The organism is Staphylococcus hominis subsp. hominis (assembly GCF_002901845.1).
In the GTDB taxonomy this organism is placed as follows: Bacteria; Bacillota; Bacilli; order Staphylococcales; family Staphylococcaceae; genus Staphylococcus; species Staphylococcus hominis.
In genome coordinates, this window is record NZ_PPQE01000030.1 from 178,219 (window position 1) to 192,733 (window position 14,515).

The following is a 14,515-nucleotide window of genomic DNA, read 5'->3' on the forward strand; positions in this document are numbered from 1 at the left end:
TATCTACGTAAAGCGTAATCTAGACATAAAATAACAAACTTAAAAGAAATTTAATTTAATCTCATCTCTTTTCTTTAATATTTTTTAAACATTCCACCAGATTTTGGTTCGGTAGATTGAAATCCAAACTTCTTATATAATTGATCAGCTGGATAATCTGCAATCAGACTGACATATGTCCCTTTTTCTGCATGATTTTCAATAAATGACATCACTTGTTTTAAGATTTCTTTCCCAAAACCTTGTCCTTGATAATATGGATGGACAGCAATATCTATAATCTGAAATGCAGTTCCTCCATCTCCAATCACTCTACCCATCCCAATCAATGTTGATTCTTCATAAATAGTAATATTAAAGCATGCATGGGGTAATCCTTTTTTGCTGCTCTTTCTGATTTAGGACTCATACCTGCTTTTGCTCTTAATTCACAATAATCTTTAACATTTGGTGGATGATTTGAATAATGAATCATTAAAACGTCCTCCTCTTTTAGTCTCTTTATTCTTAATTATAAAAAAAGACACAATAGGTTTGAATCTATTGTGTCTCAAATTATTATTTTAATCTCTCGGTTCTTTTAAAATGGCTTGTCTTAGTAAAAAGAAAAGTAATAATAAGCCAGCAAGCATTCCTGTATGACCGATACCTGCAAATCCAGCAAATGCTTCTGGTGAAAAACTTTTTCCAGTGACTTGGTAAGTGCCTTTTGTTAGCATCATTCCTACAGTAATAATGACACCAACATTGTATACAATGAAGAACCAATTAAATAAATAAAAACTACTTAACTTAAATACTTTTTCAAGCGGAAGTAAAAGTAAAAACATAAACATACCTAATATTAATGTATGTGTGTGAACAAGCGCTAGTTGCGTATCGCCCGTAAAATCATGTGCTTTCGTTAACTCTCTGTAGTAAAATCCACTTACAAGTCCAATAATCATATAGACTAAAAAAGCGTATAATAATCTGCGCATAAAAAATCCTCCCTTACTTCAATTATTATAATCGATTATCTTCGTCTTTAAAGTGACAAAATTTTGTAATCAAATCATGTTATGAAAAATGACCTCTAGCAAGCACTAGAAGTCACTTTATTATATATCTTATTTATTTCTTGCATGTTTAAATAATGCAACTAAAGATAAAATAATGGCAACAAGTGAAATAATCCACAATGCGATAGAACCACCTGAAGATGATTGACTTCTTTCATCTTTTTTAGCGTTGTCTTCTTTAACAGTTACAGCATTTGCATTTTTTTCCACTTCCAATGTTGGAGCAGGATGTTCACTATTCGCTTTACCCGTCCATTTTACCTTATCTTTATTATCGTATGTCTGCACAGCTTTAAATGAATATGTGCCTTCTTCTTTAGGACTTTCTACAAGAAGTGGGAATTCGATAAATTCATTAGGACCAATGCCTTTATCTTTCGCTTTCCAGGTGATTTTTGTGATATTACCTTTTTTGTCTTTATCTAAACTATATTTATACCCTTCTACGGGTTGAATATTTGACACTTGTACTTCTTTTGGAATATCTAATTCGACTTTTTCAGTATGATCTTTTTGTTCAACAGGTACTCGAACATCCACTTTTTCATAAGATCCAGGTTCAACTGCTTTTGGATTTATCGTTACATGTGCATCAGCATATTTAAATAAACCTAGTGAAAAGAAGAACACTAAACCTGAAGCAAATAATTTTTTAAACATATTTTACAATCTCCTTTTATGGAATATTAATTTGACTCATAATAACACCAACAAGTATTAAAATAATACCAATAGAAACTTCTACGATTAAAGAGACTTTATTAATTCTATAACGTTTGTTTAAGGCGCGCGTTGTTTGCATAAAGCCTAAAGCCATCATCATTAATGTTCCTACGATTTTAATTATTAATAATATTGTCCACGTTTGCATATTAGACCATATTGATAAAATTTTAGTTTCATCAATCGACATTAATATACCAGTAATAATGATAACTGCAACAGCAGCTCCATTCACTTTAAATAAGATTTCTCGCAATAAATCAACTGCATCTCGTTTTTTAGTAAATACTGAAGAAAACAAATAAATTAATGCGCCTAGCCATAAACTGATACCAGCTAAGTGTAATGTTCTAAGTATAATTGACCAAACAGGTGCACTTTGAGACCAAGCATGTCCTGACATACTTAAAGCTAAAATCATAATTATCGAAATAGCCCAATACCATGTTCGTTCCATATTTCTTAATACAAATAATCCACTTAAAATAATTAAAGCAACAGCGCTCAGTATATATGGGAATTGAATTAAGACACTTGGATTAAATGTTAAAACTGAATCCAAAATATCAGATGATAGAGTCATCAGATAAAGTACAAGTGACATAATATATGCCATCATCATGATCAATGATACAGCGACATGTCTAGGGAAAATATCAAATGTTGATAAATTATTTCTACGTGCAATACCGTTTAACCAATATAAACCAACTAAAATAATTGTTGCGCCTTCAGCGATATATCTAAACACACCAAACCAAAATGCAGGCGTTTCATATGCAACAGGAGTAGTATCTACACCATTGGCTGTTTTTTTACCAACTGAAAATTCAAATTGATCACTAATTTCATGACCATCAGCAGATACAGTATGCCATTTAATTTGTTGTGTACCTTCTTTTAATTGATTGCCTGAGAAAGATAAAGTATCTGAATGTCCTATTGTACTCGGTTTAACATCAGCAACTTTCTTTCCTTTATCATTATATATCGTTATCCCTGAATATTCGGCATTTACTGGCTCATTAAATGTTAATTCGATTGTATCTGGTTGTTTTGATACGATACCGTTTTGTGCTGGGGTTGTTTTTTCTAAAGTAGCGTGCGCAGAAGCTATTTTTGTCATACTCGGCACGAATAAAAATAGGAACATCATCAATAACGCTATAGCTACTTTAGAACTTCGCTTTAAAATGACCATTGACGTCCTCCTATAAAAAATACTCATTTAACAATAATAAAGTAATATAACTTATTTAACAATAATTATTATCATATGTCATCGTTTATATAAATTTAAAGCGAGCTAAATAAGAGATCTCCTCCCTTATAGCTCGCTTTAATATCAAATTATTTTATTCTTCTACTAACACTTGAGTGTCCACAGTTAACTTGTGTTTTAAACATATACAATAAACATTGCTAACAGTGAACAAAGTGTTTCAGCGATTAATAATGACCATACAACCCCTGTTAAACCAAACAACGCATTTAATATAAATAGTACTAGGATAATGTTTCGTTTCATATGCTAACACACTAACTCAATATGAATAATTATATTCCATTTGTGCCTATATCATTTAGTTAGATATCTAAATAATATAATACACCTTTTTTCAAATAATCAACTGCGTTTTACTCATTGCATTTTTTGAAAAATGTTTATTAAAAATAGCTGCGCCGTAATATTCATGATCATTAATCCCTTTTTTAATATCTGATTCTTTATCTACTTTAATCCATTTAACACTATCAGAATCACTATCTATCAATTTATCTTCAATTGTTTTACTAATATTTACTTTATTACCTTGGATATCTAAACCTTTGTCATTATTTACCACTGCTATCGGTATTTGTTTTGGGTTGAATGCAAGATAAAATGCTAAAGAGAATATCACTAATAATAAAATATCTGCAATTGGTGCTAACCATAGTAATTTACTTTTAAAAAATATTCATTTTTACTTACCTCCCTATATTTATTGAACAATGTGTTGAATATTTAATGCGTTGTAAATTATAATGAGGTTATCACTTCAATACAATAATCAATAATGATCATATCGTTAATTAATGAACATTATGCCTAATATTGTTAATTAATTATAAAGGATTGATGCAGAATGAAAGAAGATCGGAGAGTTCGTAAGACGAGGTCAGCAATTAAGTCTTCATTTATCGAATTATTAAATGAAAAGGAATTAGAAAAAATTACAATTCAAGATATTGCAGATCGTGCAGATATTAATAGAGGTACCTTTTATTTACATTATGAAGATAAATATTTATTATTATCAGATATGGAAGATGAATTTATTTCTCAAATGACATTCTTAAATCATCTTCATAATATTATGGGAAAAGATCCAGAAGATACTGCTAAAAATTTTATTAATATTATTTTAAAAAATATGCTTCAACATATTTCAGATAATATTACTTTTTATCAAACGATCTTACAATTAAATAGGAAGTCAAAACTTGAAGAAAAAATTTATTCCTTAATCGGGGAAAATATGCAAAAATATATTAGTACAAATCATGAGATTGAAGGTATACCAGAAAAATATTTTCATAGTTATGTTGCTGGTGCAACAATATCTACTGTTAAATTTTGGGTGAATGATCCACAACGTCTTTCAGTTGAAGATTTAACCAATCATATTTTTAAAATTATTTATCATGGACCTTTAAGAATAATGGTTCAGCATCAATATAAAACTTTAAATATTGACACAGCGAAATAAAGACTAAGAAAGGAACTATCAATTATGTTGACTGCATATAAACACTCAACTACTAACGAAATAGTTGAAACAAATATAAACCAATCTGCATCATGGATAAATGTTGTCGAACCTGATAGAGAAGAAATTGAGCATTTAATTGAGCAGTACAATCTGCCAGAAGATTTTATTCGTGACCCTCTTGATGCAGATGAAAGTGCACGTATTGAATATGACGAAGATACTGGCTATTCTCTTATTATTGTCGACTTGCCTATTGTAAGTTCTACGAATCGTCATGTTCTCTCATTTGTTACCATTCCTCTAGGTATTGTGATTGGAAATGGTGTGATTTTTACAATTTGTGATGCTGAAAATGAATTTCTTGAAAATTATTCAAGACAAGATAACGTAAATTTAAAATTTCATAGTCGCTTTGCTTTAGATATTTTACTTACGATTTCAAATCACTATAACAGAAACTTGCGTCTTTTAAATAAATCAAGAATCCGTATTGAAAGAGATTTGAAAAATAGTATTACGAATAAACAACTTTATCGTTTAATGGAAGTAGAAAAAAGTTTGGTTTACTTTTTAGCAGCTTTAAAAGGGAATGATACGATTATTAAAAAATTATTCCGTTTACCTGCAATTAAACGTTTTGAAGAAGATGAGGATTTATTAGAAGACTTAGTCATTGAAAATAACCAAGCGATTGAAACAACTGAATTATACACAGGTATTTTAGAAAGTATCACGTCATCGTATTCTTCATTACTTTCAAATGAAATGAACAATATTATGAAGACATTAACGCTTTTTACGGTATTACTAACACTACCTACACTTGTCTTTAGTTTCTTTGGTATGAACGTTCCATTACCTATTGATGATAAGAGTTACGTTTCGTGGCTGGTTATTGTAGGAATCTCTTTGATATTAGTCACTATTGTAAGTATTTTCTTATGGCGTAAGCAAAAACTTTAATAAAAAAGTAACCCTTGCAATATATCGCAAGAGTTACTTTTTTATTCTGCTGCAGCTTTGTAAGCTTTTCTTCGTGATAAAACTAAAGTGACAATCACGGCAATTATAAACGCAATAAACATACCTATTAATTCCTACTTACTAATACATCAAAAATCCTGGGACAATTCATTATCCCAGGATTTTTTTAATACTAATTCTGACATTCTTAACTTTGAATATAATTCGTGATGTTTAATTAAGTAAAAGTATATTTAGATGTTATGATGTAAAACTGTTACACATTAAATAGAAATTTTTGGGGAGTTATAATGATTCTAAATATAATAGTTAGCTACTGTTAATACCTTTTTATATTTGTATGCATCTTCTATTCTAAGTTGCTTATTCTAAGGAGTAATGTTCTTTTTTTCTATTTAAATCACCGTAATCGTTAGTTTCATTAAACTATTGTATATCTGTCGCTAATGCTCTAAGATGTTATTTCTTGATATACATTTTAAAAGTGATTTTAAATATATGGGGCTTACATCAAATATATAAGTAAATTCATTCTTGATGCTACATATTCAAATGATGTTGTATCGTGATGTATGTACAGAATTAGTCATTGTTAATTTCAAGTGAATCGTTATTTGATAGCTTATATCTCTTCACTCAAAATCTATATTTATTATGCATTTAAATTCGTTTCATTAACCTACTAAAAATTTCCAATAGTCTCATGCGACATTCTAAAAAAAATAATAATATTGTGCATCTATAAAATTGTTAACGTTTTCATTTGAAAATAAACGAAATTTTTTTATTTTTAACTATTAATATCTCTTTCATTTTCATATATAATAACTTTTATTATTCAAACAGACCTAAATCCCCGCACATAAATACTATACAAGATGAGGAGACTTATTTATGAGCAGTACTCTTTTTTTACATGAAAATATTACTTCTATGCCTAGGAGAAACATCAATCATGTTCTTATATTATTTTCTTTAACTAATGAATTAGAAATGACAATCAATGGAAAATATCATCAATTATCAAATCATATTGCAATCATTAATCAAGGTGATTTATATCAAATTAATAAAGGAAGAAATCTGATTGAGCTCAAAATACCAATGGCTTACTTTTATCTTGAAGACGCTACTTTTTTTAATTGCCACTTTGATGCACATCTCTTGCAATCAAGTCATTTTATCAAATCAATTATTTTAAATAATATCGAACATATGTACAACACGTCTCATCACGATGACAAAGTCATTCCAAAAATTATACGAACATTTTATAAAGAAGCAGTTATTAGACATCCTCATATATATATTCCAAAGATTCCTGTTGAACAACATATCTTAGCTAATCTGCTTACATTCATTCATGATCACATTACTTCCAATATTTCTCTACAAGATATTGCAGCACATGCACTTATTTCTGAGTCATATTGTTCAAATTTATTTGTACGTATATTGAATATTAATTTTAAAGATTATTATACAAGTTTGAAAATCAATCATGCTATTAGGTTACTCATTTGTACGAATGACTCTATTACAAGTATTTCTGAACAATCTGGTTTTAGTAGTCATACCAATTTTACTAATCAATTTAAAAATTATCTTAATTTAAGTCCAAAACGATTTCGTTCTCAACTGAATCATTCTGATCCTATATCTGCGATACGATTGAAGAGTGACATTGAACCTAAGCATTTTGAATTAATCTCTCAATTTGAAACAACTGAACACTTATCTACTGAAACGACTATCATTGATCTTGAGCAATTAGAAGCCCTTCAACATACTCGATCTTCAAAGGCATTTATTCATTTTAAAAATATTAATGAATTATTCCAGTTTGTTTTTAATGATTATTATGTTATCGATTTATCTTATTTACCTAAACCAGCCATTTTGATTAATGATATGAGTGATATGAATCAACATTCAATTAACGGAACCTTACTCAATCGCTGCTTCGAAAAATTATTTGAAAAAAATATCAGTTTAGCCGTCGTTATCAAAAATAAATCTGAGTTCACTACTTTTTACGATTTAATTATGACGTTTTTAGAAAATAATCAAGATTATAAATGGAATAAAAAAAGTGTACGATTTATGCTAGTATTTGATACCAAGTCAATGACTATTCAAGATATTCATCTATCATATTTAAAACTTAGAAACAAAAATCGTTCGATTAAATATGGTGTTTTAGTGGAAGGATTATTACATCAGTATGAAAAGTTACAAGAGGTCTATGATACAATGAAGCGTCTTAATTTTGATTACTATTTTGTTGACATTGAAAATATTGATACGAAAAATATATTAATTGAATACCAACGCGGATTTACTCATGCAAATACTCACTTCGAAAACTACATTCATTTTATAAAGAATTCTAATATACCTTCGACTCAATTTGTCTATAGTAGCTTATCATTACGTTGCTTTAAGTATACAAATGACGGTAAACATCCACTTCAATTAGCAGATTTAGTTTGTCATTTAACGGCACTATTAAAATATGGAGGCGGTATTTGCTATCACCTTTTTGAAGATGATCCGATGTTTATTGCATTATTTAATCGACATGGGAGTTTACTCCCAATTATGCATCTGTATCAATTTATTGCAGCATTTATCGATGTGCCAATCCATATTTCAAATAATTATTTAATGAGTCAAAAAGATGGAAATTACCATTTTATCTTATTTAATAAAATTAATGATCGCTACTTGTCTGACAGTAAACAACATTATCAAATACTAAATAAATTAAATGAAAACAGCTTAATTATCGCAAATACATTAAATAAAGAACATGGGACGATTCATCAATTAATGTCTCAAGATAATTTACCTGTATACATCGAAAAAAGTATTATTCGTCAATTAGATAGATGCAATCAACCTAAAACAGAACTATTTATACAAGAAGAAACCAACCATCCATTTAATATGACATTGCATCATGATGAAGTGAAATATATTTATATCAAATCTGTTTAAATTTAATTTTAAGGGATATTAATAAAATAAGGAGATGATTAGTTTGGACAAACAAAAAGTGACTCAAGCGATTGAGAAAGTTTTAAATACTTCTAAAATTGGCGTATTATCAACTGCATATAATAATAAACCGAATAGCAGATATATGGTGTTCTATAACGATGGTCTTAATTTATATACAAAAACAAGCAATAAAAGTTCTAAAGTAAAAGAAATTCAAAGTAATCCAGAAGCATATATTTTACTAGGATATAATGAAACAACAAATAATAGTTTTGTTGAAATAGAAGCAAGTATTGACATTGTAGAAGATCAGAAAGTCATTGATTGGTTGTGGGAAACACAAGATAAAACATTCTTCGATTCCAAAGAGGATCCTAATTTATGTGTGTTAAAAATAAATCCAAAAACGATTACTTTAATGAATGATGATGATATTGATACACCAATCACAATTGATCTTTAATTTTATTTTTAATAAGAGTAGATAGAATGTATCATGAATTCTATCTACTCTTATTTGCTTATTTATAATGATTCATTTATATTAGTTGAAGTACAATTGAATTTTTGTGAAACTTTTATTGTAATTTAATTCTATTTTTTGTACAAATAAATTAATATATTTAAGGAGAGTCTTAATGAAGAACAAAAAAGGTTTAGGGTTAGGAATTGCTTTAATTGCAATTATGTTAATTGTTAGCATTATTTTAGCCATTGTCATGCTAAATGGTCACCAAAAAGAATCATACTATGGCTATATGAAAGATAGTCACACTATTGATAAAATGGTAAATGAACAAACTGAAAAAGTAGAGAAAAATGTTAAATTACCATCTAACACTAATGTAAAAGTGAAAAAAGGCGATTTTGTCTTTTTAGTAAAAGAAAAAGGTTCTGATTCATTTTCTAGAGTATCAAAAGTAAATCATGATGATGTGCCACATGGTCTCATGATGAAAATTCATGAAATGCATGATATGAAAGGCATGTAGTTTTTGATATATTAGAAAGTGTAAAGAGCGAGATAACATTCATTTGAAATCAGTTATCTCGCTTTTTTGTTTGAATAAAAAAGCATCGCTTATCCAAGCGACGCTAAAAATGTCAGATGTCCTTTTTTAAATTGATTCTAGATATTTCTTACCTTTTTCTTTATCATAGACATGTTCCCATTTAGAGATAACTACTGTAGATAATGCATTACCAATAACGTTCACACATGTACGAACCATGTCTAACAAACGATCTACACCGATAATTAACGCAAGACCTTGAGCTGGTAAGCCCATTGCCCCCAATGTTGTTAATAACACTACGATAGATACTCCTGGCACACCTGCCATACCTTTAGATGCAACCATTAATGTCACCATTAAAATGATTTGTTCAGATAATGATAAGTGAATACCATACATTTGAGCAACAAATAAAGCAGCGATAGATTGATAAAGGGCTGATCCGTCTAAATTAAACGAATATCCAATTGGTATAACAAAAGAAGTCACTTCTTTTGGAGAACCAAATTTCTCCATTTTACTCATCATTACTGGTAATACTGCTTCAGAACTTGAAGTAGAGAAAGCAAGCAATAATTCATCTTTAAGTATTTTAATGATTGAGAAAATACTAATTCCACAAATCCTTGCTACAATACCCAAAACAACAATAATGAAGAAAATCATCGCAAATACAACTACTAAAACAAGTTTAGCTAATGGAATTAAAGCTGAAGCACCGAATGTCATAACAGTTGTACAAATAAATGCAAATACACCAATTGGTGCTAATTTTAAGATTTTATTAATCATCCAAAATACGGCTTCTAATGTACCGTTTAAGAAACCTTTAACTGGTTCAGCCTTTTCTCCAATTGCAGCTAATCCCAAACCAAAGAATACTGCGAAGAAAATAATTGGCAATAACTCACCCTTAGTTAAAGCTTCAAAAATATTAGTTGGTATAATATTTACGATTGTATCAATAAAGTGGTTACCGTATGTAGATTGTTCTGCGGCAGACGCAGTTGATTGATATTTAGTAATATCGCCTTTAGGTAACTTATCAGGATCTAATCCAATTCCTGGTTTAAAAATATTACCAATAATTAAACCTAAACCGATGGCGATGGTTGTAATAATTTCGAAATAAAGAATTGATTTCCATCCATAGCTTCCTATTTTTTTCGAATCCCCTAAATTCGAAATAGATAAAGCAAGTGAACAGAATACAATTGGGATGATGATCATTTTGATTAAATTTAAGAAAACGTCACCGAAAGGTTTAATATAATTTGCAACACCTGTTTGTCCAAATAATAATAAACCAATTACTACACCTAGCACTAATGCAATTAATACTTGCATAGGTAGGCTAACTTTTCTCTTGAACAGAGTCACGTTGAAACCCCCTTCTTCTGACATCGCTTAATTATATCAAATTATTCAAAATTCGGATATAACAAATTAAAAACTATTAAATAATATACATATTTAATTTGGAAAAAATAATTAATTAAAAACAGAAAAATGAGAATATTTTTTAGAATATAGATGTTGGAATTCAATCACTATCTTTAACCTTCTCAATGTAAGAGCGGTTGATAAATGAATGACATTACTCTAAAACCTTTTTTAACTAACTCGTTTACCTTTACCATTTAACAAAAATTTCATTAAAAAAAACAATATCTATTTTTCCATAGACATTGTTTTTTTGAGTAGTAATCACCATTAATATCTCTAGTTCTACATATTAATTATATATCATGGCTTATAATTTTGGTTGAAATAGTTATGTTTTGCACTTTTAATGCTTTTCTTGGTTTCCGTATCAAAGCCTTCAACTAAAATACCTTTACGTGTACCAATTGGCTGAATGATATATGTTAAATTAGGCTCGTCTTTAAACACCACTTGTTTATAATAAACGCCTCTTTTAGCGCTATATAATGTTTTTTCTGATTTAATTTTATCTTTCAAATGTTTTTGTTCTATATAATTGTCTACAAGTTGCACATTTTTATGCCCTTGATACGCTTTCGTTCCAAAGAAGAACGCAATAGCTAATACAAGAGAAATAGCTAATATAATAATAATTCTAATAATCTTTTGCTTCTTACTCATCAGAGCACTCCTTCATTCTCTTACTCAATAAAATAGCTTCTTTTATCATTTAAATAATTATGAATGAAATAGTAACTTTTTTAAAGTGATACCTCTTTTTTGTAACAAAATATACTAATAATTTAATTTAGAATTTGAAATAAATCAACATTCTAAATTTATATGTAGACTTAGTTAAATTTATTTTTAAATTTATTAAAAAACTTATATAATACTCTGACAATAGTCTTGACATTAGCTATTGTTCATACTATCTTTAAATAAGTTGAGGGGGGAAAAATATGTATGTAAAGGACAGTTATTTAAGTAAACAATTATGTTTTTTACTTTATGTTACTTCAAAAGAGGTAATTAAAAAATATACTCACTATCTAAAAGAGTATGATTTAACATACACAAGTTTTATGGTTCTTATGGCTATTGAAAACGACGAAAAAATAAACATTAAGTCCCTTGGTCAACGTGTCTTCTTAGATTCTGGAACTTTAACGCCTCTCTTAAAAAAATTAGAGAAAAAAGGTTACGTACAACGCATGCGAGAAAAAGAAGATGAACGTAATTTACAAATTTCATTAACTCAAAATGGTAGAGACATTAAACCAGTATTAGAGCAAATTTCTAATCAAGTGTTTAATGATTTTGATATTTCTGACGATGAAGCGGATGGCCTTGCTAGTAGCTTAAGACATATTATTTCAGAGAACTTCGGCTCTAATGCTGAATAGTTAATACACATGACAAAAGCTAAGTAATTATTGTTCCTTCTTTCTTTTATTTTCTAACTAATACATAATATCGACGTCTTTTGTCATGTTTCTTTATTCCACATCTTTCACTTTTTAATTCTTCAAACTTTCAAATTGCTTTTACTTTACGTGTAGTATCTCTATTTATATAATGATATTGTAAAATTTCAATATATTTTATGACATATTACTCTGAAAAGGAGATTTCATATATGAATAATAGAGAATTTTTTGATCAAGCTATTTTTAAAAATAATCCAAGAGATGTATTTCGTGATCTAGGTGAACAAGTATTTAACCAATTTTCAACTAAAAGCTTCCCAACAAATGTTTACAGTCAAAAAAATCAATATGTTCTAGAAGCCGAATTACCTGGCGTAAAGAAACAAGACATTCATCTTAAATATGAACATGCTACTTTAACGATTAAAGTCATTAAACAAGTATCTGAGCAAACAGGTAGTGTTCAATTAAGTGAACGCTCAAGCGGAGAATTGGTAAGACGCTTTGAATTCGAAGATATTAATAAAAATCAAATCAAAGCAAGTTATGAAGATGGTGTTTTAGTGGTGATTTTACCTAAGAATGTCACTGAAGAAGACGAAGGTACTACAATTACAGTAGAATAAATAAAAGAAGTTGAGATATAACTTTCAGAAAAATAGCCAGTAAATGAGTGATTAGACATTCATTTACTGGCTTATTTATAATTCTTCGTATTATTGCCTTACTCTCTTAGAGGGTAGTTTCAGCTTGTGCTATTATTTCAACCTCTCATCAAAGTACGTTGTATTCATCTTTCATTTTACATTAGATTATTGAAAAAATAGGTGCTTAGCATAAGCTAATAAACAAACGTAGTGCTAGTGCACTACGTTGTATATTTATTTTGCGTATTCTTTTTTGTAAAGATGACCCATTGTAATAAAAGCAAGTATTCCAAATACAGCTAGTAAAATAAATGCTAAATGACTTGAACCTGTCAATGAAGTAACATACGTGATAACAAGTGGTGGGAAGAAACCACCTAACCCTCCCATCATAGAAACAATTCCGTTTGCAGTACCAGATTCTTTAGCAAAATAAGATGGCACAAGTTTAAAGATGAGTCCATTTCCTAATCCAGCACAAATACTAATTGTTAAACAACCTATAGTAAATAAGGCAATATGACTTGAAATACCTAAAATAACTGCACCGATAATCATCACAACAAAATCTATCATCAAGACTTTAACCGCGTTGAATTTATCTCCTAAAATCCCACCCACAGGTCTTAAGAATGTTGCTAATGCGATAAATACTCCTGATCGAATACCTGCATCTACTTTATCTATTCCGAAATTATTAACTAAATAGTTAGGTAAGAATAAACCAAATGCTACAAAAGCACCAAATGTAATAAAGTACCATAAACTCAAATAATATAGTTTGTAGTTTGAAGATAAATCTTTAACTTGAGCGCCTAAAGGCACTTTAACTTTAGGTTCTTTAGCATCTCCAAGGAAAAACATTAATATTGCAAAAATAGCGATAATAATAAGATAACTTCTTACTGTTGTTTGCCATCCTACAATACCCGCAATAGGAGGTGCTAAGAATGATGAAATTGCTGTACCAATGTTCCCCATTCCATAAATACCATTTGCTAATCCTACTTTGTCTTTTGAGAAATATTTAGGAACTGAAGTGACACCTACAGAGAAGATGGCTCCTCCTACTCCTAAAAAAAATCCAGACGCCATTAACATACCAGGCGATTGGGCTTGTCCTAAGAAGAAAATAGGAAATAATAATATAATAAAACTACAAAAGAATACCCATTTAGCGCCAATAATATTTGTTAAATAACCAAATGGCACACGAAGAATCGATCCTAGGATAACTGGTATCGCTAAAATAATTGATAACTGTCCTGGATTAATTTTAATATCTTGTGAAATGTATGGCATCAATGGAGAAATAATGCTCCAAGCCATGAATCCAACTACAAGACTTAAAGTTTGTAACGTAAGTTGAAAACCACCTTTAGTTTTATTCATTTTTTCACCTTCATCAATTTTCTATTATCTCTAATTAAATCACATATCAATATAGTTAATTTGTGTGATTAATTATTG

Annotated in this window: 13 protein-coding genes and 3 pseudogenes; 7 read left to right on the plus strand and 9 right to left on the minus strand. The window is 29.1% G+C overall.

Annotation, left to right across the window (positions count from 1 at the left end; all coding sequences use genetic code 11):
* Positions 1 to 74 precede the first annotated feature (74 nt).
* The 6 genes and pseudogenes from CD034_RS10025 to CD034_RS10050 form a co-directional block, all read right to left on the minus strand.
* A pseudogene (locus tag CD034_RS10025) lies at positions 75 to 475 on the minus strand (GNAT family N-acetyltransferase).
* Positions 476 to 563: 88 nt separating this feature from the next.
* On the minus strand, positions 564 to 980 hold the full coding sequence (locus tag CD034_RS10030; protein ID WP_002454922.1) for a DUF2871 domain-containing protein: 417 nt from the start codon (positions 978 to 980) through the stop codon (positions 564 to 566).
* A gap of 129 nt (positions 981 to 1,109) precedes the next feature.
* Positions 1,110 to 1,721 (minus strand): YcnI family protein, encoded by a 612-nt coding sequence (locus CD034_RS10035; RefSeq protein ID WP_002454921.1) that lies wholly within the window; start codon positions 1,719 to 1,721, stop codon positions 1,110 to 1,112.
* A 16-nt stretch (positions 1,722 to 1,737) separates the two neighbouring features.
* Positions 1,738 to 2,985: a copper resistance CopC/CopD family protein gene (locus tag CD034_RS10040; RefSeq protein ID WP_049432528.1), complete on the minus strand. Its 1,248-nt coding sequence runs from the start codon at positions 2,983 to 2,985 to the stop codon at positions 1,738 to 1,740.
* 154 nt (positions 2,986 to 3,139) lie between these two features.
* A pseudogene (locus CD034_RS10045) lies at positions 3,140 to 3,300 on the minus strand (MATE family efflux transporter); the annotation flags it as partial.
* 106 nt (positions 3,301 to 3,406) lie between these two features.
* Positions 3,407 to 3,745 (minus strand): annotated as a pseudogene (locus CD034_RS10050) (YhgE/Pip domain-containing protein); the annotation flags it as partial.
* 168 nt (positions 3,746 to 3,913) lie between these two features.
* Here CD034_RS10050 and CD034_RS10055 point away from each other — a divergent pair.
* The 5 genes from CD034_RS10055 to CD034_RS10075 all read left to right on the plus strand — a co-directional run bounded on the left by CD034_RS10055 (position 3,914) and on the right by CD034_RS10075 (position 9,519).
* A complete protein-coding gene (locus CD034_RS10055; protein ID WP_049432532.1) occupies positions 3,914 to 4,537 on the plus strand; it encodes a TetR/AcrR family transcriptional regulator in 624 nt (207 codons plus the stop codon).
* A 24-nt stretch (positions 4,538 to 4,561) separates the two neighbouring features.
* Positions 4,562 to 5,503, plus strand: a complete 942-nt coding sequence (locus CD034_RS10060; protein WP_017174948.1) for a magnesium transporter CorA family protein — start codon at positions 4,562 to 4,564, stop codon at positions 5,501 to 5,503.
* Positions 5,504 to 6,418: 915 nt separating this feature from the next.
* Positions 6,419 to 8,524, plus strand: a complete 2,106-nt coding sequence (gene rsp / locus CD034_RS10065; RefSeq protein WP_002454916.1) for an AraC family transcriptional regulator Rsp — start codon at positions 6,419 to 6,421, stop codon at positions 8,522 to 8,524.
* A 43-nt stretch (positions 8,525 to 8,567) separates the two neighbouring features.
* A complete protein-coding gene (locus CD034_RS10070) occupies positions 8,568 to 8,990 on the plus strand; it encodes a pyridoxamine 5'-phosphate oxidase family protein (protein WP_002448507.1) in 423 nt (140 codons plus the stop codon).
* A gap of 175 nt (positions 8,991 to 9,165) precedes the next feature.
* Positions 9,166 to 9,519: a DUF4889 domain-containing protein gene (locus CD034_RS10075; protein ID WP_002448569.1), complete on the plus strand. Its 354-nt coding sequence runs from the start codon at positions 9,166 to 9,168 to the stop codon at positions 9,517 to 9,519.
* A 126-nt stretch (positions 9,520 to 9,645) separates the two neighbouring features.
* Here CD034_RS10075 and CD034_RS10080 read toward each other — a convergent pair whose 3' ends face one another.
* Positions 9,646 to 10,923 carry a cation:dicarboxylate symporter family transporter gene (locus CD034_RS10080; protein ID WP_002454915.1) on the minus strand — a complete coding sequence of 426 codons (1,278 nt, stop codon included), beginning with the start codon at positions 10,921 to 10,923 and terminating at the stop codon, positions 9,646 to 9,648.
* A gap of 366 nt (positions 10,924 to 11,289) precedes the next feature.
* A complete protein-coding gene (locus CD034_RS10085; protein ID WP_002448406.1) occupies positions 11,290 to 11,649 on the minus strand; it encodes a DUF3139 domain-containing protein in 360 nt (119 codons plus the stop codon).
* Positions 11,650 to 11,930: 281 nt separating this feature from the next.
* Between CD034_RS10085 and CD034_RS10090 the strand changes: the two genes are divergently transcribed.
* Entirely contained in the window at positions 11,931 to 12,374 is a 444-nt protein-coding gene (locus CD034_RS10090; RefSeq protein ID WP_002448339.1) for a MarR family winged helix-turn-helix transcriptional regulator, read from the plus strand.
* 233 nt (positions 12,375 to 12,607) lie between these two features.
* Positions 12,608 to 13,024 (plus strand): Hsp20 family protein, encoded by a 417-nt coding sequence (locus CD034_RS10095; RefSeq protein WP_002488807.1) that lies wholly within the window; start codon positions 12,608 to 12,610, stop codon positions 13,022 to 13,024.
* 255 nt (positions 13,025 to 13,279) lie between these two features.
* On the opposite strand, the gene CD034_RS10100 is transcribed toward CD034_RS10095, so the two are convergent.
* On the minus strand, positions 13,280 to 14,437 hold the full coding sequence (locus tag CD034_RS10100; protein WP_103288348.1) for a nitrate/nitrite transporter: 1,158 nt from the start codon (positions 14,435 to 14,437) through the stop codon (positions 13,280 to 13,282).
* Positions 14,438 to 14,515: the final 78 nt, after the last annotated feature.